Raw genomic sequence first — 20,459 nt, 5'->3', positions numbered from 1 at the left:
CGGATCCCGACAGTTGGCCGCCTTTTCCTTGCCCGAATCCGGACCCCGCCCCGCCGACCCGTCGTGACACCGGGGCCGCGCCCCCCCGGGGGGGCCGTACCGATCCCCGGCGCGGTCTATCGTGAGGTCGTTGACGAATCGCGCGGCACCGGGCCGCCTGGCAACCTATGGAGGAGCGATGAGCGTGGACACCGCCTTCGTCCTCGGCGGCGGAGGGGTCCTCGGCGCTTACGAGGTGGGCATGCTGCGGGCACTCGACGAGGCGGGTATCAAGCCCGATGTGATCGTCGGCACGTCCGTGGGCGCGCTGAACGGCGTCGTGCTCGCCGCCTCCCCCGGTGACGCGGTCGCGCGCCTGACCACGCTGTGGGGCTCGAACGTGGTCCGTACCGCGTTCGCGGGGTCGTGGGTGACCCGGCTGTCCACCCTCGCCAGGACCGGCACCCACCTGCACTCCGGCCAGCCGCTGCGCGACCTGCTGACCCGGACGCTCTCCGTCTCCCGGATCGAGGACCTGGCGGTGCCGTTCCAGTGCGTGGCCGCCTCGGTCGAGCGCGCCACCGCGCACTGGTTCACCGAGGGCCCCCTGGTCGAGGCGGTGCTGGCCTCCTGCGCCGTCCCCGGGCTGCTGCCCCCGGTCCGCATCGGCGGCGAGCACTTCCTCGACGGCGGGCTGGTGCACAGCATCCCGGTCGGCCGCGCGGTCGCGCTGGGCGCCCGCCGGGTCTACGTGCTGCACGTGGGCAGGATCGAGCGTCCCCTGCTGGTGCCGCGGCGCCCGTGGGAGGTCGGGATGACCGCCTTCGAGATCGCCAGGCGGCACCGCTTCGCCGAGGAGATGGCCACCCTGCCGGGCGACATCGAGGTCCACGTCATGCCGTCGGGTGGCGAAATACGCCCGGGAATGGATCTGGCCCAGCTGCGTTATCGGGATATATCGAATATATCTGGATACATAGAACGGGCGTACCAGGCCTCGTCCGACTACCTGGCCCGTAACTCGTCCACCTGAGTTCCCCACCCCGAGGCCCCCAGCGGCCGCACACACCGGCTCCCCCGGGGGAACCGGCACTCCCCTCCATACCGACCATCAACCCGTCAGAGCCAGACACCCGCACCGCATATCACCCCCAGGCAGGAGCCGCCCATGCTGCCTCCTCGCATCATCCGCCGTCTGATCCTGGCCCCGCTCGTCATCGTGCTCACCGTGGTCGCGGTGGTCACGCTCCCGATCTGGCTGCTGGTGGTGGCCGCGGCCTCGCTGCGCCTGCCGCCCCCGCAGCGGCGCGGCACCCGGCTGGTCTGGTTCGCGGTGGCGTGGCTGGCGTTGGAGTCGATGGCGCTGGTCGCCTGCCTGGGCCTCTGGGTGGCGAGCGGGTTCGGCGGATGGCTCCACCGCGACGAGCACCAGGAGCGGCACTACGCGCTGATCCGGTGGCTCCTGTCCAAGGTGTACGGAGTGGCCGTGCGGATCTTCCGGCTGAGCGTCGAGATCGACGAGCCGACCCTCACCTCCGACGAACTCTCCCGGCGCCTCACCCGCCCCGTCATCGTGCTGTCCCGGCACGCGGGTCCCGGCGACTCGTTCCTGCTCGTCCACCACCTTCTCGCCCGGTACGGCAGGCGCCCGAGGATCGTGATGAAGGCCGCCCTGCAACTCGACCCCTCACTGGACGTGGTGATCAACCGCCTCCCCAACGCCTTCGTCCCGCGCAAGACCTCCGAGAACGGCGTTCTCGGCGAGATCCGCCGCCTGGCCTCGGGCATGGACGCCGACGACGCCCTGGTGATCTTCCCGGAGGGCGGCAACTTCACCCCCAGGCGTCGCTGGCGGGCCATCCTCCGGCTGGAGCGCAAGGGCCTGTCCGAGGAGGCCGCGCGGGCCCGCGGGCTGGAACACCTGATGGCGCCCCGCCCCAACGGGGCCATCACCGCCATCGAGGCCTGCCCCGAGGCGGACGTGATCTTCGTCGCGCACACCGGCCTCGACGACCTGGTCACCCTCGGAGACATCTGGCGCCGCCTGCCGGTGAGCGCCGAGATCAAGGCCAAATGGTGGCGGGTCCAGGCCGCCGACGTGCCGCGCGACCGCGAGAGCCAGATCCGGTGGCTCTTCGACCAGTGGGAGGAGATCGACGCCTGGATCACCGCGAACCAGCCCACCTCCGCCCCCGCCGCCTGACAGGCCGCGGAAACGGGCCTACCACTCCTGGGAGAGACCCGACATCCGGCGGAGGTACTCGTCCTCGTCGATCTCACCGGCCGCGTAACGACGTCTGAGGATCTCGCGGGGGCTGTCGACGGCGGGTTTGGGAGCCGAGAAGGAGCGGATCATCCGGGCCATGCCGAGAACCATCATGGCGATCACGGCGATGACAAAAAGCAACACGATGATGCGGACCATCATCGACCTCCCAGACTTCCCCCATCGGATCTGGCAGGGGAAATACCAATTTTACTAGGCTATGGCCCCTTCTTCCCCGTCGCGCTGGAAAAGAATGGGGACGCCCCCTCGCCGGACCGTCCCCGCCACCGGTCAGCCGGCGGAGGATCCACCCCGGGAGAGGTACGGGGCCTCGCGCCGGGTGGCGCCGGGCGGAAGCGACGGCAGGCCCGAAGGTGCCCCGCCCTCCATCAGCCGGAGCAGTGCCCCGGTGTCGACGTTCCGCTCGACCAGGTCGCCGAGCGCGTCCAGCCGCTCCTCGCGCAGGGCGGCGAACGACACGTCAGGGGCCGGGGTGAAGTCGCGGCCGGAGACGGCGGCCACGTCGGCCAGGAACGCCCGGCGGAAATCGTCGTTCTCCAGAGCGCCGTGCCAGGTGGTGCCCCACACCGAGCCGTACCGGCAGCCGTCCAGGAAGGGCTCGCCGCCGTCGGCCGTCACGACGCCGTGGTGGATCTCGTACGCCTCGACCCGGCAGCCGTAGGCGGCCCCCACCGGGCGGCCCAGCGTCTTGTCCTCGGCGAACTCCACCGAGGCGGGCAGCAGCCCCAGCCCCTCGACGAGGCCGGCCCCCGACTCGACGTCGTCACGGATGGTCCTGGCGAGCATCTGGTAGCCGCCGCAGATGCCCAGCACGGCCCGTCCCCGCAGGGCCTCGGCCAGGCCGGTGGCGCGGAGCCAGGCCAGGTCGGAGACCGTGGCCCGGGAGCCGGGCAGCACCACCAGATCGGCGTCGTCCAGCTCGCCCGGCGAGGTCACGTAGCGGACCGTCACTCCGGGCTCGGAGGCCAGCGCGTCCACGTCCGTGAAGTTGGAGATCCTCGGCAGCCGTACCACCGCCACCCGCAGACTCTGCCTGCCGTACGGGGCGCGCGCCCCGAGCGCGGGCCGGTTGTCCAGGGCCAGGGAGTCCTCGACGTCCATCCAGAGGCCGTCCAGCCAGGGCAGCACCCCGTACACCTCGCGGCCGGTCAGCTCCCTGATCATGTCCAGGCCCGGTTCGAGGAGCTCGGGCGCCCCCCGGAACTTGTTGATCACGAACCCGGCGATCAGCGCCTGGTCGGCGGGCTCCAGCAGCGCCACGGTCCCGTACAGCGAGGCGAAGACCCCGCCCCTGTCGATGTCGCCGACCACGACGACCGGCAGGTTCGCGGCACGGGCCAGGCCCATGTTGGCGATGTCGCCCGCACGCAGGTTGATCTCCGCCGGGCTGCCCGCCCCCTCGCAGACCACCACGTCGTAGGAGGCCCGCAGCCGCTCCAGCGCGTCCACCGCGACCTGGCGGAGCCGCTCCTTGACGTCCCAGTACTCCATCGCGTCGACCTCGGTCATCGGCCTGCCCATCACCACGACCTGGCTGCGCCGGTCACTGCCCGGCTTGAGCAGGATCGGGTTCATGTCCGCGCCGGGCTCCAGCCCGCACGCGGCGGCCTGCATCGCCTGGGCCCGGCCGATCTCGGCGCCGTCGGCGGTGACGAAGGAGTTCAACGACATGTTCTGCGCCTTGTACGGCGCGACCCGCACCCCCTGGCGGGCCAGCCAGCGGCAGATCCCGGCGGTGACGACGCTCTTGCCCGCGTCGGAGGTGGTCCCGGCGACCAGCAGCGCCCCCTTCACCCCTTCCTCCCGCGCGATCCGCGTACGGCGGCCAGGACGGCGAGCCCCGCCGCGGCCAGGCCGACCGCCCGCGCCAGCCGTACGGACCTGCGGATGTCGGCGACCGAGGGCTCGGGCCCTTCGCCCATCTTCGGCCGGTGCTCCACCCGGGTGCCGTACACGTTCACCCCGCCGAGCGTGCGGTCCAGCGCGCCCGCGAAAGCCGCCTCGCAACGGCCCGCGTTGGGACTGGGGTGGCGGTGGCCGTCCCCGCGCAGCACCGCCGCCGCCCGCCGCGTCGAACCGCCCACCAGGGGGGCGCCGAGCGCGGCGAGCAGCCCGGTGATCCTGGCGGGTACGAAGTTGGCCACGTCGTCGAGGCGGGCCGCGGCCCAGCCGAAGCGCTCGTAGCGCTCGTTACGGTGACCGACCATCGCGTCCAGCGTGTTGACCGCCCGGTAGGCGAGCAGGCCGGGCACCCCGGCGACCGCCCCCCAGAACAGTGGCGCCACCACCGCGTCGGAGGTGTTCTCCGCGATCGACTCCACGGTGGCCCTCGCCAGCCCAGGCGCTGCCAACCCGGAAGGATCCCGCCCGCACAGATGAGGCAGCCTCTCCCGGGCCCCGGCCAGGTCGCCGTCCTCCAGGAGCTCGGCCATCGCCGCCCCCTCGCGGCCCAGCGTGGTGCCGCCGAGGACGGCCCAGGTCGCCGCCGCGCTCAGCGCGGCCCGCACCATGGGATCGCGCGGCCGGGTCGCGGCGTGGCCGAGCAACGCCACCGGAACCACGCACAGCGCGACGTGGAGCACGCCCCTTGCCCGGCCGTCGCCGTACACCCGCTTCTCCACCTCGGCGGCGGCGGTGCCGAACAGCGCGACCGGATGCCCGCGCCGGGGGTCGGCGAGCACGGCGTCGATCACGACCCCGGCGAGCATCCCCACCCCTTCGGCTACCCCAGGTCCCCTTAGTCCCACCTTGGCGATTAGTCGACTAAATGAGATGTTCATGGAGTTCATCCTGGCGGGTCTCCAGCCACACCCGGGCCCGCCGGATGCGCACCCCCGCCCCACCGGCCCACATCCGGGCCCATCCGCCGCCCCCGGCCTCGGCCCTGGCACGCATCACCTGGTACGAGCGGTCGAAGCGGAGCCGGGCCAGATCCAGCAGGCGTCTGCGGTCGCGAGGCGCCAGGCCGTACGCGTCGCAGAACAGGCGGAGCCGGGGCCCGACCTCAAGGCGGCGCTGGAGCGGCTCCAGATCGATGGGATCGGCGATCGGCGCCCAGTGCCGCAGCGTGGTCACCACGTCGAAGAGCCGGGTCGTCGGCCGGGCCATGTCGAAGTCGATCAGCGCGACCGGCAGCCCGTCGCGGAAGATCACGTTGTCCAGGTTGACGTCGCAGTGCCCGATCAGCTTCGGGGCCGCGTCGTCGTTGGACCCGCCCTCCCAGACGGCTCCCTGCGGCGGGACGAACCTCTCGGCCGCGTCGTGGAAGCGGCGCAGCAGCCGCGCCAGCGCGGCCAGCGACTCCCCGCTGAGCGCGTACCCGGGCAACGGCCTGGCCGCGGAACCGCCCTCGACGTGGCTCAGTACCTCCCGGCCCCGCTCGTCCACACCCAACGCCCGGGGCGCCCCCTCGAAGCCGGAACGCTCCAGGTGCCGCAGGAGCGCGTGCACCGAAGCGGTGGAGGCCCGGCTGGGCCGGCGGACGGTGTCCCCGACCCGCACCACCCCGTCGGTGACATCACCGCCCAGAAGGGGGATCTCCTGTTGGGTCGTGACGGCGAACATGCCACCCGAGCGTAGACCGCTCGGCCTTCCCGCGGGGACGATTCGGGCAGACATCCCCTGTCGGATGGAACATCCGGAAGTCGTCCGCCCATCGGACATCCGCTGCCCCGCCCGGCAGGAGAGCGGCAGGTCACCGGGGAGGTACCCGCCCCGTCCAGCCCGGTTTCCCCGTCCCGAACAGCCAGAATCCGGCCACCGCCCACCCGGGTCGAGGCGCCCTGACGGCCGTTCCCTCCGAGGGCGCGAGACGCCGCAGAGTGATCCTCGCGACACAGCCCCGAAACCGATACATGAGCACTCCCCGGATCATGCACAATTGAGCGGGAGCACCCTTAGCTCAGCTGGATAGAGCACCGGACTTCTAATCCGACGGTCGCAGGTTCGAATCCTGCAGGGTGCGCGATCAAGACCAGCGGAAACCCCCGTCTGACCTGCGCTAACGCGGTCGGGCGGGGGTTTCTCATGTCCGGCTGTCCATGGCTGCTACCGAGCGTTTGCGGGTGATCCTTCCCAATGCCTTCCCACGGGATCAGGCATGCCTGTCACCCTTAACGGTCGAGCGGTGAGACGCCTGCCCAGCTCGGCAGCGGCTCACATCTCCTTCTCCAATCCGAGGGCAGATGGTCGGCACCCCCTGAAGCCGCGATGATGCCGCCGACGATGGCGCAGGTGGTGTCGACGTCGCCGCCGGCCATCACCGTGGTCCAGATGGCCGCTTCGAAGTCATGACGTTCACGGGCGGCGACCCACAGGGCAAGGGGAACCGTGTCGTGCGCACTGACGTTTCGCCCATTTCCCAGCATCCGGGCGGCGAGTGCGGAGTCACTGATGGTGAGGAGTTGCCGAGCCTCGGCGATGCCGTCGTGAACCATGCTCGGGGGCACGTGCTCTCTGATCCGGTCGAGAAACCGCCCTGGAGAAAGATCGGGCTCTGTGACGACCGTTGACGCGGCCACGGCTACGGCTATGGCGCCGGCTATCGCCTCGGGATGGGTGTGAGTGACCTGTGCCGACAGGGCGGCCTGCTGGACGACCTGTCTGAGATCATCGGCGAACCAGGCGCCGAGCGGCGCCACCCGCATCGCGGCGCCGTTACCCCATGATCCCTTGCCGTCGAACAGTTCGGCCGAAAGCGTTCGCCAGTCGCCGCCCTCTCGGATGAGGCGGAGCATCCGGTTGGTGGCGGGGCCGTATCCACGGTCGAAGTCGTGGCGTTTGGCGAAGCTCTCAACGAGCCCGTCCTGGTCGATGACGCCGTGGTCGGCCAGGACACGATAGATGGAGCACGCCATCTCGGTGTCATCGGTCCACTGCCATGGAGCAGGCGGAAGCAGACGGTCGGAGAGAGCATGGTGATTGGCCGGAACGAAGAATTGAGAACCGAAGGCGTCGCCCAGAGTCAGGCCGTGAAGCGAGGCTGTGGCACGCGCTAGAGGGTCAGATGACATCCTTTTCATTGTGAGGTACGCGAGCCGTCCACCGGTGGCCTAGACCCCCTTGGCCACTGAAGACGGCCGCCATACCTTCCGAGTCGGGATCAGGTGCTTTCGTCACTCCCCCAGGGCCTCGGAGATGCGGCGCTTGGCCGCTTCGTCCTGCCCCACGATGCACTTGGCGTAGATACGGAGGAGGACTTCCACGCTGTGCCCTGCCCACTCGGCGACCTGGGTTGCCGGCACACCCGCGTTCAGCCACGTGGAGACGCAGGCGTGCCGGAGGTCGTAGACCCGTCTGGCCAGCGGTGAGGCGTACTCCTGATCAGTAAAGGCCGTCTTACGCGCCTTTTGCCAGGCACGGCGGTAGGTGATGCTGGGCAGTTCACCGCCCTGCTCTCCCCAGAACAGTCGTCCCTCCGGGCCTTTGCCGTACTTGGCAGCGAGGTGAGCGCGGAGAATCCTGGTCAGCGCGGGCAGGCAGGGCACGGTCCGGGTGTGCCCGTCGGGCCGGTGCTTGAGCGCGCGTTCCTCGCGGAGCGTGCCGTCGTCGGTCCACTCGCGGCCAGCGAACGGGGCCGCGACAGCGAAGTGCAGCTCTCCCCAGGCGTCCGCGGGCTCCTCCCACTCGCCGGTCTCCTCGTTCTGCACAAGGCTGGGAAGGGTCACGTTGTGGTCCCGGAGGCTGACCACTTCCTCAGGGCGGAGTGCGGCGTAGTACATGACGGCGAAGAACGCCACGAGACGGGGGCCGCTACGGGGCTGCTTTCCCACAGCACCCAGCAGCGCCCGTGCCTGGGTGTGATTGACGACGCTGCGGCGGTCTACCTCATACGTCGTCTTAGGCACCTTCCATTTCAGCCCCTTGATCGGGTTTTCCGTCAGGAGCTTCAGTTCCACGGCGTAGTCGAGGGCGTTCTGAAGAATGGTCTTGTTCCGCAGGACTGTACTCGTAGCGGCTCGCTTGCCGTCCAGCCGCGAGGTAGCCACGTCCAACAGGTCGCGTACAGGTCCGGCATCCGCGAGCGCGGCAACGGGTTTGGTGTTGGCCGCGAGCCAGCGCAGCGTGCCGGCGACATCCTCGGGCGCGTCGAACCGTTGCTTCGTGTTGAAAGCCCAACGGCGCATGGCCGTACGGAGGTCGAGGTCATCAGGCTTTCCCTGCTTGTTGCCAAGCATGGCGGGTGTAGCCGCGGTAAGCGCCCGTGCGATGTCCTGCCGATACTTCGCCGATGCCCCTTTCCACTTCATGTCTGCGAACTTGCATGCGAAGTCGTACCAGCTCATGTCGGAGTGCTCAGCGCGGTTCCAGGAGACGGGCTCGCCGGTGATGAGGCTGAACGCCTCACCGTTGCGTGCGGCGGTGACCAGGGCGCTTCGGTAGGTATCGGCTTGGGCTTCCTTCGGAAATGGCTTCTTCCAGGGCTTTCCATCGGTCTGCCACAGCACCCGGTAGGACGTCACCTTGCCGCCTTTGTTCTTGCGGATCTCGGTCTTGTAGACGCGAACGTTGTAGGTGGTGTTCTTCATCAGGAGGCGTCCTCCAGGCTGGCCAGCCAGCGGTCATACTCGGCGCGGCGGACACGGAGGTCTCCGTTGGGGAGCCTCATGCACTTGGGGGCGCGCCCCTTCTGGCGCCAGTCGTAGAAGGTGGATCGGCTGATGTCGAGGTCTTCGCAGATGTCCGCGATGGTGAGCTTTTCGGCCCGGGGCATGTGGGGTGTCTCCCTGCGGAATGGCGGGTTGAGTGCGGGGTGTCGGAGAGTGGTTCTGGCGCGGCTCTTGTCGGGAGGGCTGAAACATCTCTGCATCTCTGCATCTCTGCAAAAGTGGCTGTGACCTGCGTAGATTCGTGCAGAGATCGCGAGAGTTCGGCGTTGTCCATCTCTGCAAAACCGGGTTATCTCTGCACTGGTGCAGGGTTGCAGGGATGCGTACTCCTTGATCGGGTCCATCTCTGCAACGGTTTTCGCTGGTAGAGGCACGGTTTGCAGAGATGCAGAGATGCAGAGATGTTTCAGCGCTCTTCCAGTCCGCTCAGACATGACACTCGACCCAAAACACGTTTCGGGTTCCCCGGTCGTCCTTGCGTGAGCGGATGACGTAGTCGCCGCGCCATCGCCCGACCTGTCCGGTGAGGAGCCGGCCGAGGGAGATGGGGTTGGGTAGACGGCCACTGTGGGTGGTGATGAACTGGCCGTCCCAACGGTCCTGCTCTTCGAAGCCGATCCGGTCGGGTTCGCCGGAGCGGCGCAGCTCGGCGGCGGTCATGGGCGCCGAGCCGTGCAGGTTGTGCCAGCAGGACAGGAATGCCCGCCAGCGGGTTTCGTCTTCGTCGATGTCGCGGATGTCGGCGGCGTTGGCCAGGAACCCGGGGATGTTGTGGTGGGCCAGGAAGCCGCCCAGGGATTGCGCCCAGGGGGTGAATTGGCGCATCGACACCGTGGCGGCCCGGGGCGCGCCGTGGCCGGTCCAGTCCAGGACCAGGATGAGCAGGTGCCATAGGACGGTGAGTTGGTTGGCTGGGACGGTGATCCACTGGTCCAGGTGCGGGATGCCGAACCGGCTCTGGTCGCGTTGTTCGGGGCGGGGCATGTTGGGGTCGAGGTGGACGCGTACGGTGCGGGAGGCCATGTCTCCGCCGACTTGGAGGTTGTTGCCGGTGGCCATCCAGAGCCGGTCGTTGACGGTGGCGATGTTGCGCGAGGCGCCCAACTGGCGATCCGACCAGACGCCGGCGGTCACCAGCAAGGCGAGGGTGGGCGAGTCGATGACGGTGCCCTCGGCGAGGTTGTCCCACACCACCACCCCGACCTGTTCGGCCAGTACGGCGGTGATGCTCTTGCGGAGCTCTTCGTCGGCGTAGGCCCAGGGCATGACGCGCTGGCCGTAGAGCATGCCGGGACCGCCGGTCAGGATGCTCTTGCCGGAGGCGGGCATGGTCGCGTCGATGAGGGCGAATGGGGTGAGGCTGCGGGTGTAGTGCCGCAGGATCGGCGTGGCCAGCAGAGCGAGGTAGTTGGCCCGGTCGGCTTCGCTGGCCCAGGGGAAGTCGCGCAGGAAGCGGTTGAGCAGGAAGTCGCGGGCGGTGTGGACCTGCTCGGCGCTGGGGGTGTCGGGTACCGGTGGCAGCGCGACTTTCGCGGCGAGATAGAGGCCGGTGGCCGGGTCGTAGCCGGGGCGTTGCAGGAGGGTGCCGTCTCGGCGTAGTACTGGTGCGCCGATCACGCCGCGCAGGGCTGGCACGCCGGGCCAGGTCTTGCCGGCCAGGACCGAGGAGAGGATCTCCCGGGGCGGGGTGACCTCTTCCTCGACCAGTTCCATCCCGCTTCCGCCGTCGCTCTTGCGCGAGCGCATCCGGTAGACGTAAGCGTGTTCAGCCAACAGCCCGGCCAGCGTGGCGGGGGTGAGCGGACTGGCGGTGACCGGCAAGGGCGAGTCCTCATCGGCGGCGGGGCTGCTCTGTCCGCCGGAGATGGTCTCCATGTGCACCAGGGCGCCGCCGGAGACGTAGGTATCGGGCAGCAGCTCATCCACCAGGGCGGCCTTGAGAACGCGGATGGTCTCCGGTCCGGAGCCGACTTGGACGCGGGTCGTGGTGTTCATGCGGGCACGCTCCGGGGGCGGTTGGCACCGGCGCGCAGGCCGGAGGCGATGGTGCGGGAGGCTTCACCGTGCCGTTGGCCGACCTGGGCGGCGGCGTCGGCCAGCCAGCCGGTCACCTCGGCCTCGACCAGCGTTCCCCCGGCGATGAGCTGGCCAAGCGCGACCGAGGCCCGATACAACGCGGTGTTATGCCCGTCCGGCGGGGAGGCGGTCACCCGGTGCAACTCGGCGGTGATGGCCGCGCGTAGGTAGGAACCACGCCGATCGGTAGCCAGCGGCACAGCCACTGGCCGTTGCGGCGGCAGCGGCGCGGGCCGCAGCCGCTCGACCAGCCACCCGGGCAACGGCGCCGGGGTAGCGGTGTGGATCACGTCGTAGGTGCCGGTGCCGTCGGGCAGGGTGACGTGGCTGCCGGGGCCGACGACGTAGCCGCCAGCGCCGCGGGTGTCGATCAGCCAGCCCAGCCCGTTGCCGTCCTCGCCCTGGGTGTTGCCCAGCGGGACGCCGTCGGGGGCGGTGTAGTACAGGTGGGTGCCGCCGCGCCGGGTGCGCACCTGGAAGGTCTCCAACGTCGGCAACGGCTGTCCGGCCTGCTCGCAGACCAGGGCAAGTACGTCGGCCCCGTCGTTGACGCCCGGCAGGTCCCAAGAAGGCGGCGGGCTCTGCCCGTCCTTCGGAATGTCCAGGTCAATCACGACCAGAGCGGACGGGCCGCAGGCAATGCCGATGTTGTAGGGCGCCTGCGCCCACCAGCGGCGGATGGTGGCGGGGTCGGTGGTGGCGCACTCCTTCCACTTCCAGTCCTTGAGCGGCACCTTGTTGCGCGGGACGAGCGGGAAGACGTGCCAGCCGCGAGCGGCGGCGGCCAGCGCGTAACGCAGCCGATCGGCGCTCGGCGCGATGTGCGGCACAGTGGGGTTCCCTTCCGGGTGTGGGTAGCGGTGGACGGGGATGCCGGCGCGTTCGGCCAGGGCGGCGGCGTGGGTGGCGCCGGGGCTGGCCTCGCGGATGAAGGCCAGGCAGACCGCGGCGCCGAGGGCGACCATGTCGGCGTTGCGCAGCAGTCCAGCGCGCTTGCCGTGGGTGCCCCAGTCCGCGGGGTGGCGTTCGACGCGCCCTCCCTGCTCGCGCCAGAGGGTTTCGGCGATGGCGTCGGCACCGCGTGAGCAGGCGCCGGTAACCAGGACGGCGCTGCCGTCGCCCCAGTGCTCGGCCAGGACGGCGCGGATCGTTGTTATGTCGGTCCAGGTGCGTGAGCCGGTGAGCAGAATCCGGCGCGCGGTCTGGTGGTTGGGGGCGCTCATACGAACCTCCTCAGAACAGGGCCTCGGGGACGGGGACGGCGCGGGTGCGGCGGGTTTTGCGGCGCATCGCCAGCAGGGCGGCGTGGCAGGCGTCGCACATGACCATCAGCTCCTCGGGAGGGAGCGTCGTGGCCAGTTCGGGGGGCACGTCGGCGCGCGGGATGACGTGCAGCGGCTTGTGCGGGGTGTGGATGGCGGGGCAGGTGCCGCCGGTCGGCTTGTGGGGCCGTCCACAGGTTGTGGAGGAGTCGGCGCGGCACTGGCAGGCGACAACCACGCCGAGGATGAGGGCGGTCTGCCGATCGCTGCTCATGCGGCGTCCTTTTCGAAGGTGTCGAAGAGGTCGGTTTGGTGGCCTTGCCGCCTCAGGCCGGCCAGCAGCCGAGAGCGCCAGGCGGTGGCGTAGTGCAGGCAGTTGGCGCAGTTCTTATGACCGGTGCAGCCCAGCAATGGCGGTTCGCGCCGGGCGGCGTAGCTCCAGGCCATCGAGTCGGCAGAGGCCAGGCGGGGGCCGTAGCGGTGCAGGCCACCGGTTTTGACGCCGAACCCGTGCAGGCGTAGCCCGGCGCGGGCCAGGGTGGTGGTGATGGTTTCGATCTCGGCGCTGGACTGGCGGCGGCATACCGAGCCCAGCCCGACGCGCGGCAGCGCGGCCAGATCTACCCCGGCGGCCTCATACATCCGTACGCACGCCAGGTAGTCGGCCAGGCGCCAGCCCTGAACCACCGGAATGAACGGCAGGTGGGGGGCGATCTGGCGCAGGTGCAGGTAGTTGGCGACAGTGCGGCGCTGGTGCTCGGCCACGCTCAGGCCGGTGCGCTCCACCATGAACGGCTCACACATCCAGTCCTGCGGGGCGGCGAAGTCCAGGCGGCCGATCTGCTCGGCGTAGCGGGCAACGGCGTCGGCGTACTGCTCAGGACTGGTGACCCACCGGCCGTGCAAGGACAGTTCGGTGAACCCTCCCGAGTCCAGCGCCCACCGGGCGCGAGCGGGACGCAAGGTGACCTTGCGCGCCAGCTGGCGGTGGCTGACGAACAGCGGGAAGTCCGCGGTCCATAGCCAGTGCGGTTGATGGGCTCCCAGGTAGAACAACGGCACCGAGACGGCGGGTACAGAACGGGGGGCCGTGGTGGGGGCGTCGATGGTGACGGTCATGGCAGGTTCCTCCGATCTGGTGGTTAGCGGGTGCCGTCGCGGTGCAAGCGGCGAAAGTGGACGAACAGTTGCCAGCCGAGGCGGGGGCGCATGCCGGTGCCGTTGCAGGCGCGGCAGGTGCGGTTCTTGCCGCCGGGCTGGCACCGGGTGCAGGTCCCCCACGGGGAGAGCAGGCATAGAACCAGGTAGCAGAGAGTGACGGCGAGTAGGCAGAGTCCTAGCAGGACGATGGCGGTTGCCATGGTGGCCTCCGGGGCCGTTTTCGAGGTTTTCGCAGGTGGCGCTCTAGGTGCTAGGTCGCTGGTAGGTCAGCGGATTCGCCTCTAGCGGGGCCTCTAGGTCTAGAGGGGGAAGCCTCTAGACCTAGAGGCGAATCCGGGCTCAGGAGACGGCGCCGGAACCCTTCTTTCCATCACGCTCGGTGATGGCGTTCAGGATGTCGTCGCGGACGATGCCGATCCGGTTGGCGCCCTTACCGCCCTCCTTCGGCGTGCCCCACACCTGACCCGACTTGATGCCGTAGGGCTTCAGCGCGTTGGTCAGCTGTGCGGTCTTGGCGCCGCCTTCCTGCTCGGCCCACGGCCCGTACACGTCGGGCCGCAGCTCGGCGAGGCGATCCACCACTATCTCGTTCCACACCTTGGTCTCGCCCGCGGCCAGCACGGCGGCGATGTCGGCCAGCAGGTCATAGGCGGGCGCGGTGGCTTCGGGCTGCTCGCCAGCGGCGTGGCCGGACAGTGTTCCGGCGGCCTTGCGCAGCGCGTACGCCCGGTCGGCGATGCGCTGGGTGGCCGGGGTGTCGAGGTAGGCGCTCTTGACGACCTTGGGCATCGGGGTCGCGCCGACCAGGTAGCCGGTCCCGGCGTCGCCACCCTTCTCCGGCGGGCCGGGGACGAACAGCGTGGAGCGGATGCCGTTCTTGTAGGCCGACGTGCCCAGGATCATGTCGTTTTCGACCTGGCCGGCCACCCGCAGGCAGAACCGGATGGACACATTCGCCGAGATGCCGGTGGGCAGGCTGTCCTTGTCGGGGCGCTGGGTGGCCAGGATCAGCACCACCCCGAGTGCGCGGCCCAGTTTGATGATGAACTCGGCGTCCTCACCGGCCTGCTTGCCGTACTTGGGGTGGGCGAACAGGTTCTGGCACTCGTCGATGATGCAGGCCAGCGGATGCAGTCCCAGGGAGCGCTTGTCGGCGATGGCCCGTGTCACCTTCCGGTCCGGGCACAGGTCCGGCGGCAGCGTCTTGAGCACTCCGGCGCGGCGCATGACCTCCTTGCGCAGCAGGGCCAGGGAGTTGGCGGCATAAGCGATGGCCTCGTCTTCGATGCCGGAGATGTAGCGGTGGCAGACCTTCTCATACGGGTCCAGGTCACCGGAGCCCTTCAGCTCGTGAAACCACGGCTCGCTGGTGACATCGAGCACGATGCCCGCGGCCAGCTCCCGCACGGAGGCGGTCTTGCCCTGGCCGGGAAGAGAGCCGATGAGCACGTTGTGCTCGATCAGCGGCACCGTGATCAGCCGCCCGCGGGGGTCGTTGCCGAACGGGATGCCCTTGAACACATCGTGCGAGGTGGCCTTGAGCAGGGGTGAGGTGACGATGGTCTTGGACAGGTCCTTATCGCCCACCCACAAGATCAGCCGCCCCTCGTGGACGGAGGAGTCGCCCTCGGGCCAGATGCAGCCCAGCGGGCGGCGCAACGAGCCCGACAGCCGGTCCCGCTTGTCCATGACGTCGCCCACGGTCACGCCGTAGGGCAGGTCGATGTCAGCGCGCCAGCCGGGGCCGTCGCGGGTGATCGGGGCCACGAACCGGATGGCGTCGCCCGGATGCTTGGCCATGGCCTGGGTGATTCCGGCGATGCCCAGCGCACTCAGGGCGCGGATGACGATGTCGGAGGTGAGCTTCTCCACCCGGGTGGGCAGCACCGCGCGGTCGATCAGGGGGCGGTCGGCCGGTCGGCCGATGACGCCCAGCACGGCCAGCGCCACGGCCAGGGCCGACCACTGGGCGACGGTGGGGGCGGCGGCTACCAGGATGCTCGCGATCAGCAGCGTGACCAGCGCGACCCCGGACACCCACACTCGCAGCCGCACCCGCGAATCGCGCTGCCTGCTCAGTTTCAGGTACGCCTCAGGGTCGGCTTTCTGTACGGCGGTCAGCCGGACCGGCTCGCCCTCCAGGTCGAAGGTCCAGCGCACCATGCCGTAGATGAGGCGGCCCAGGCCGCGCGGGGCGCGCATGGTTAGCCGTCCGGCGTACAGCGGGGTGCGGGCGAGCTGGTAGCCGGCCACGTAGGCGGCGTACTCGCCCGCCCACTTCAGGCTCTCGATCGCGTCAGCGCGTGAGCGCAGCCACAGCGGGACGATCGGGCGGCGGGTGCGGGACTTCTCGGCCAGCTCGGCGCGCCAGTCGCGGTCTGTCTCGCCGGGGGTGTCCACCCGGATGACCTCGCCCTCCAGCACCGGGGCGTCCTGCTCCGGGGCGGCGGGGGTGGGCGGGTAGGGGTGGCGTCGGTCGCGGGCGGTGTCGAGGGAGACCACCTCGGCGCCGGGCCGGTTGTTGGCCGGTCCGCTCTGCTCGGGGATGGCGGTGGTGAGATCGGGAGTCCAGTTCGGGTGATGTCCGTTGGTCTCGGTCGGGATGTCGGTCATGATGGGGTCACCTCGTGTGCGATCGAGCGGGCGGGGTTGCGGGGCGCGGTCACGGTTCTTGGCGGAGTTGGGGCCGCGTCCTGCGTGATGGTCGGGGACGGTGTGCGGTTCGGCTCGTTGGTCGGGTTCATCGGTCGGCGTCGCGGGTGGCGCTGTGGCCGCAGCAGGTCCGGCGGTGCATCGACATGCTGGAGTGGATCTCGGCGCGGACGCGTCGGCCGGTGATGACCATGCGGGCGAAGACGGACACCGGGATGGCCAGGCACGCGAGGCTGAGGATGAGGGCGAAGGTGAACATGGCGGGTGGCTCCTTGGCCTAGTTGGTGGTGGGGTGGTTGAGGGCGTCACGGACGGCGCGGGCGTCGTCCATGCCGCACCGGAGCACGCGCTGAAGGCGGTAGGCGCTGGGGGCCTCCGGAAGCTCTCCGGTGGCGATGAGCGTCCGTGCCCGGTCGATCAGGTGGGCCACGTCCGGGCCGGGCGCCCTTACCGGATCATGGGCGTTTGCGCTGTACGTAAGGCCAGTAAGCCCCTCGTCTCCTCGGCCGTGATCCAGCGTGGCGAACGCGCCCAGGACGATCGGCAGGGCGATGACGATGGCCACCGCGATGATCGGGCCGAGGATGTGCAGCACCACTCCGGAGACCTTGAACGTCTCCCCGTCCGGCAGGGACCAGGGCAGGTACGGCCAGACGTTCATGCCGAACGTCAGCGCCAGGAACAACCCCTCGATCCGTACCAGGGGGCGCGAGACGATCGGCTGGCCGCGGGTGGCGAGATAGGCGCGGGCGCCGACCACGAACAGCAGCGCCATGCTCATGAAGGGCTCGACCAGCCAGGCGAACATCCACGCGGGTGACCACGGCGGGGCGTCTTCGGCGGCGAACGCCTGGACGCCGGCCGTGGACCAGGCCAGCGCCAGGGTCAGCGAGACCATGGCGACAGCCACCAGCAGCCGCCGCATCCGCGCGGCCTGCCAGGCGCGCATGGCCGGGTTCTGGCCCAGCTCGTGCAGCCGGGACGCCTCACGGGCGGCCTTGCGGCGCTTGCGCACCTTGGCCGTGTCCACCAGCAGCGGCGCATCGTCGCCCTGGAGATCGGCCAGCAGGTGCGCCTCGGCCACCTCGGTGCGCAGTCGCTGCACGCGTTTGGTCTGCCCGTCGCTGTCCACCGGCAGCGCCGGCAGCGCTGCGGGGAGGGCGGGGACCTGCTCGGCCAGGTGGCGTTCGAACTCGGCCAGGCCACGCGCGACGTCGTCGGGAGTTGGCTCAGGGGTGGGGGTGGTGATGCTCACTGGTGGTGTCCCTTCGTGAGGACCGGCTTGACGATGTCGCGCAGCAGGTCCACGTGGGCGGCGAACACCCTTCCGCTGTACGTCGTGGCCAGGTAGGCGGTCAGGGCGGTGTAGCTGTCGGCGCGTACCCACGCGGCGCGGGCGGCGTCGTCGGCCCCGGTCACGGCGGGTAGGTTGCCGCGGGCAACGGCCCCCAGATCACAGGAGGCGGGCACGGTCACCATCCACGCCTCATCCGAAGCGCGGGGGTCGGGGACGTACCGGGCAGCAAGGGGCTGGAAGTTCCCGCCGCCTCCCAGGAACAGGCCCGTCTCCTCGCCCAGTTCCCGGGCCGCGGCGTCGGCCGGGTCCTCTCCGGGGTCCACCGTGCCGCCCGGCAGCGCCCAGCCGTGGCCGTCGCCTCGCTCGACCATGACCAGCCACCGGTGCCCGTGCTCGTCGGTGGCGGTCACGATGGCGTCGGCACAGACCTGCTCTCCCCAGTGGCCCAGCTCGCCTCGGCCGTAGCGGATGCCGGTCGGTGCGCCGGGGCTGAGCGGGCGGCCGTTCACCACGCGGAACGGGATCACGGCGGCGGCCTGGCGGGTGGCCCAGTCGATGCGGGTGGGGTCGGTCCGTGGGTCGGCCCAACCGTCACGAACACCGATGGTCAGTACGTCGGGGTGGGTGTAGGTGCGGGTGTAGGTGTTCTCGTTCATGTCGTCTCCGTTGCAGGTCAGGCGGCGATGATCAGGGCAGCGACGAACAGCCATCCGATGTGCCAGGACTGATCGAGGGCGTAGGCACCGGTGCCCAGATGCGGGGCGTCGGTGGTGCCGGGGCGCGGGGCGCCGAGGCGGTAGAAGTCGCCCTTGCCGAGGGCTTCGGCCAGCCGGGCCAGCGTCACGCGCCGATCGGCCCAGTAGTGCGAGAGGGCGTCCACCCCCAGCCCGGCGAGGAACGCGAGCGGGTGCAGCGTCAGGCCGGTCACCAGGGCGAGCGCGGCCAGGGCGGCGGTCTTGGTTAGGGTGAGGGTGGCCACGTGCCGGATACAGGCCAGCCGTCCGGCGACGGTGGGAGCTCCCTTGGCACACGCCTGGCCATGGGTCTGCACCCAGTGATCCCCCACGGAGTGGGCGGCGAACAGGGCCGCGAAGACAGCGGCGAACGTAGCGGCGGCGGTCATGCCGATTTCCTTTCTCCTTGATCAGATGGACTGGGAGCGGGTGAGGGTGCGGCACAGCCGACAGGCGGCCCGGCAGCGGGCGCCATGAACGGGGCAGCGCTGGACCTGACGGCCGGTGGTGGTGCCGCAACGGCGGCAACCAATGGCACTGGCCGAGCGAGAGCGGCAGTCCAGACAGAAGAAGCGGGCCATCTCAGGCCACCTCCTGTCCGCTGCCGACCGGGGAGCGATACAGGGACAGGGCGCGGATCTCGCTGGCGGTCAGTCCCGCCCACACGCCCTCGGTGGGGCGGGTGAACAGGGCGTAGGCCAGGCACTCCGCACGAGCCGGGCAGGGCTCGCAGATCTGCTTGGCCGCGGCCTCCCGCTCCTGCCGGGCCGTGTCCGGCTCGGGCTCGAAAGCGTCGGGGGTGGCGAACAGGTCGGCGGTGGTGTCGTCGCAGGCCGGTCCGGCGGCGAACATCGCCTGACGCAATGCCCGCCGGTGCGCCTTCTGGGCAAGGTGGACGCGGCGCAGCGTGGAGAGGGCGGTCATCGCTGGCACCTCTGACACGTCGTCGAGGTGCGCGGGTTGATGCCGCCGCACTGGCACACCCAGGTGCTCGCGGTGCCTGGCGGCAACCAGGGAGAACCGGTCGCGGCTCTCTTCTTGTTGATGGACCCGTGGGTCATGATGGTGGTGCTCCTTTTCGGGGAGTTCGGGAGCGGCCCATGTCTTGGTGGATGGGGGCCGCTCCCTCTCGTTTGGGCGGATCAGCCGAGGGCGCTGGCGAAGGTCACCAGCGAGTCGGTGACCGCCATCAGGCCGGCGAAGGCGCTCGTCACGAACTGAGCGGCGTGGGTGGGCTCCCGAACGATGAAGAACAGCGCCAGAGCTGTGAGCAGGAACGGGACGAAACGACTGGTCTTGGGGGTGGGGAGCATCGTCGTTCTCCTTGCTCGTCGGTTGGTCATCGAGGGAACGGCTCGTGTCTTGGCGGGCAAGGCCGTCCCCGATCCAGGTGGATTCGGTGGACGAAAGATCAGTGCGCAGGGTCGTGACCTGTGCGGGCCGCCTTTTTCGCGGGAGGCGGTAACCCATGAAGTTGTCAGGCGTCGAGTGCGTTCGGCCCGTCGGTCGAAGCGGCTTCGTCGGCGTCGGCGCGCGATCCCGTCGGACCGCCTTCCGAGTGCTTCCGGTGACCCGTCCATGTGGAGGAGTCACAAGCAGGAGCGTATACGTAACTTCGTATACGCACAAGATCTGGGTATACGATGATGCGTATACGTTGGAGGCATCACCGAAGAGCAGTTGAAGGGATGATCATCAAGTGCCAGAACCGGCCTACGTCCGCATCGCAGGCGAGTACGCCCGACGTATTCGCGGGGGGGAGCTTCCTCCCGGCGTGCAACTACCGAGCTATGCCGAGATCGCCCAGAAGAACGGCGTGTCGGACATCGTGGTTCGGAAGGCCCTCGAACTGCTCCTGAGCCAGGGGCTCGTTCGATCCGTGCGGCGGCGAGGCATCTTCGTCGCCGACCGACCCAACCTCGTTCGCGTCTCCCCCGAGCGCCAGCTGGAAACCGCGGAGCGCACGTTCCAGAACGAATCCGATCGAGACATCCAGGTAGAACGGGAGACTGAGCAGATCCCCGCCACCAGCGAACTTGCGGAGGCTCTCGGTCTCTCAGTGGGTGAGCTGATCACCTACGTCATCACCCGTGCCACCGAGGATGGGCGGCCAATCTCGATCTCGGACACCTACCATCCGGTGGATGTTGCCGATGTATCGGGGGCGGCCTTCCTGGAAGAGACCATCTCTGACCAGCTACCGACAGCGCCTCATGCCGAGTGGCTGCGCACAACCCCCGGCGATCTCGTCAAGACGGTCCACCAGCAGTTTCTGTCCGCCGATGACCGAGTCATCATGATTTCCGATGTGTCGTACCCGCGGGATCGCTACGACGCGTTCGTGTTCCGCATGGCTCTCAAGTAGCAAAGGGGCAGCAGAAGGGGGGTGCCGACCTAGGTCGG

Annotated in this window: 22 protein-coding genes and 1 tRNA gene; 4 read left to right on the top strand and 19 right to left on the bottom strand. The window is 69.7% G+C overall.

Annotated elements, in window-relative coordinates; all coding sequences use genetic code 11:
- Window positions 1–178: 178 nt before the first annotated feature.
- Window positions 179–1,012 (top strand): patatin-like phospholipase family protein, encoded by an 834-nt coding sequence (locus ABZU75_RS19745; RefSeq protein WP_355555891.1) that lies wholly within the window; start codon window positions 179–181, stop codon window positions 1,010–1,012.
- 135 nt (window positions 1,013–1,147) lie between these two features.
- Complete coding sequence (locus tag ABZU75_RS19740; RefSeq protein WP_355555889.1) at window positions 1,148–2,182, top strand: 1-acyl-sn-glycerol-3-phosphate acyltransferase; 1,035 nt, start codon at window positions 1,148–1,150, stop codon at window positions 2,180–2,182.
- Window positions 2,183–2,200: 18 nt separating this feature from the next.
- Here the strand turns inward: ABZU75_RS19740 and ABZU75_RS19735 are convergent, their stop codons facing one another.
- The 4 genes from ABZU75_RS19735 to ABZU75_RS19720 form a co-directional block, all read right to left on the bottom strand.
- Complete coding sequence (locus ABZU75_RS19735; protein WP_350957082.1) at window positions 2,201–2,407, bottom strand: SHOCT domain-containing protein; 207 nt, start codon at window positions 2,405–2,407, stop codon at window positions 2,201–2,203.
- Window positions 2,408–2,536: 129 nt separating this feature from the next.
- The gene (locus tag ABZU75_RS19730; RefSeq protein ID WP_355555886.1) at window positions 2,537–4,060 is read right to left on the bottom strand and encodes a cobyric acid synthase; all 1,524 of its coding nucleotides are present in this window, start codon (window positions 4,058–4,060) and stop codon (window positions 2,537–2,539) included.
- Entirely contained in the window at window positions 4,057–4,980 is a 924-nt protein-coding gene (locus tag ABZU75_RS19725; protein ID WP_355555955.1) for a cobalamin biosynthesis protein, read from the bottom strand. Before ABZU75_RS19725 ends, ABZU75_RS19730 begins: the two co-directional genes overlap by 4 nt.
- Window positions 4,981–5,029: 49 nt before the next feature.
- The gene (locus ABZU75_RS19720; RefSeq protein WP_355555884.1) at window positions 5,030–5,830 is read right to left on the bottom strand and encodes a phosphotransferase; all 801 of its coding nucleotides are present in this window, start codon (window positions 5,828–5,830) and stop codon (window positions 5,030–5,032) included.
- 326 nt (window positions 5,831–6,156) lie between these two features.
- On the opposite strand from ABZU75_RS19720, the gene ABZU75_RS19715 reads away from it, so the two are divergent.
- Window positions 6,157–6,230: transfer RNA gene (locus ABZU75_RS19715), tRNA-Arg, on the top strand.
- 148 nt (window positions 6,231–6,378) lie between these two features.
- Here ABZU75_RS19715 and ABZU75_RS19710 read toward each other — a convergent pair.
- The 15 genes from ABZU75_RS19710 to ABZU75_RS19640 all read right to left on the bottom strand — a co-directional run bounded on the left by ABZU75_RS19710 (window position 6,379) and on the right by ABZU75_RS19640 (window position 19,369).
- Window positions 6,379–7,278, bottom strand: coding sequence for an ADP-ribosylglycohydrolase family protein (locus tag ABZU75_RS19710; RefSeq protein ID WP_355555882.1), 900 nt, complete (start codon window positions 7,276–7,278; stop codon window positions 6,379–6,381).
- Between the two features lie 102 nt (window positions 7,279–7,380).
- On the bottom strand, window positions 7,381–8,793 hold the full coding sequence (locus tag ABZU75_RS19705) for an integrase (protein ID WP_355555880.1): 1,413 nt from the start codon (window positions 8,791–8,793) through the stop codon (window positions 7,381–7,383).
- Window positions 8,793–8,978 carry a helix-turn-helix domain-containing protein gene (locus ABZU75_RS19700; protein ID WP_355555878.1) on the bottom strand — a complete coding sequence of 62 codons (186 nt, stop codon included), beginning with the start codon at window positions 8,976–8,978 and terminating at the stop codon, window positions 8,793–8,795. The genes ABZU75_RS19705 and ABZU75_RS19700 overlap by 1 nt, the downstream gene beginning before the upstream one ends.
- A 322-nt stretch (window positions 8,979–9,300) precedes the next feature.
- On the bottom strand, window positions 9,301–10,869 hold the full coding sequence (locus ABZU75_RS19695) for a hypothetical protein (protein ID WP_355555876.1): 1,569 nt from the start codon (window positions 10,867–10,869) through the stop codon (window positions 9,301–9,303).
- The gene (locus ABZU75_RS19690) at window positions 10,866–12,173 is read right to left on the bottom strand and encodes a bifunctional DNA primase/polymerase (protein WP_355555874.1); all 1,308 of its coding nucleotides are present in this window, start codon (window positions 12,171–12,173) and stop codon (window positions 10,866–10,868) included. The genes ABZU75_RS19695 and ABZU75_RS19690 overlap by 4 nt, the downstream gene beginning before the upstream one ends.
- Window positions 12,174–12,183: 10 nt before the next feature.
- Complete coding sequence (locus tag ABZU75_RS19685) at window positions 12,184–12,486, bottom strand: hypothetical protein (RefSeq protein ID WP_355555872.1); 303 nt, start codon at window positions 12,484–12,486, stop codon at window positions 12,184–12,186.
- A complete protein-coding gene (locus ABZU75_RS19680; protein ID WP_355555870.1) occupies window positions 12,483–13,331 on the bottom strand; it encodes a hypothetical protein in 849 nt (282 codons plus the stop codon). The genes ABZU75_RS19685 and ABZU75_RS19680 overlap by 4 nt, the downstream gene beginning before the upstream one ends.
- A 23-nt stretch (window positions 13,332–13,354) precedes the next feature.
- Window positions 13,355–13,573: a hypothetical protein gene (locus tag ABZU75_RS19675; protein ID WP_355555868.1), complete on the bottom strand. Its 219-nt coding sequence runs from the start codon at window positions 13,571–13,573 to the stop codon at window positions 13,355–13,357.
- Between the two features lie 139 nt (window positions 13,574–13,712).
- A complete protein-coding gene (locus tag ABZU75_RS19670; protein WP_355555866.1) occupies window positions 13,713–15,986 on the bottom strand; it encodes a cell division protein FtsK in 2,274 nt (757 codons plus the stop codon).
- Between the two features lie 127 nt (window positions 15,987–16,113).
- Window positions 16,114–16,284, bottom strand: coding sequence for a hypothetical protein (locus tag ABZU75_RS19665; RefSeq protein ID WP_355555864.1), 171 nt, complete (start codon window positions 16,282–16,284; stop codon window positions 16,114–16,116).
- An 18-nt stretch (window positions 16,285–16,302) separates the two neighbouring features.
- A complete protein-coding gene (locus ABZU75_RS19660; protein WP_355555862.1) occupies window positions 16,303–17,280 on the bottom strand; it encodes a hypothetical protein in 978 nt (325 codons plus the stop codon).
- On the bottom strand, window positions 17,277–17,978 hold the full coding sequence (locus tag ABZU75_RS19655) for an NUDIX domain-containing protein (RefSeq protein WP_355555860.1): 702 nt from the start codon (window positions 17,976–17,978) through the stop codon (window positions 17,277–17,279). Before ABZU75_RS19655 ends, ABZU75_RS19660 begins: the two co-directional genes overlap by 4 nt.
- Window positions 17,979–17,995: 17 nt before the next feature.
- Complete coding sequence (locus tag ABZU75_RS19650) at window positions 17,996–18,445, bottom strand: transcriptional regulator (RefSeq protein WP_355555858.1); 450 nt, start codon at window positions 18,443–18,445, stop codon at window positions 17,996–17,998.
- Between the two features lie 193 nt (window positions 18,446–18,638).
- Entirely contained in the window at window positions 18,639–18,980 is a 342-nt protein-coding gene (locus ABZU75_RS19645; protein WP_355555856.1) for a WhiB family transcriptional regulator, read from the bottom strand.
- Between the two features lie 218 nt (window positions 18,981–19,198).
- Window positions 19,199–19,369 carry a hypothetical protein gene (locus ABZU75_RS19640; RefSeq protein WP_355555854.1) on the bottom strand — a complete coding sequence of 57 codons (171 nt, stop codon included), beginning with the start codon at window positions 19,367–19,369 and terminating at the stop codon, window positions 19,199–19,201.
- Window positions 19,370–19,755: 386 nt separating this feature from the next.
- Here ABZU75_RS19640 and ABZU75_RS19635 point away from each other — a divergent pair, with 386 nt between their 5' ends.
- Window positions 19,756–20,421, top strand: a complete 666-nt coding sequence (locus ABZU75_RS19635) for a GntR family transcriptional regulator (protein ID WP_355555852.1) — start codon at window positions 19,756–19,758, stop codon at window positions 20,419–20,421.
- Window positions 20,422–20,459: the final 38 nt, after the last annotated feature.

This window comes from Streptosporangium sp. NPDC005286 (genome assembly GCF_040607515.1).
In the GTDB taxonomy this organism is placed as follows: domain Bacteria; phylum Actinomycetota; class Actinomycetes; order Streptosporangiales; family Streptosporangiaceae; genus Streptosporangium.
The sequence above is the reverse complement of the archived record's forward strand: the minus strand, read 5'-3'. Positions and strand labels throughout refer to the sequence as shown.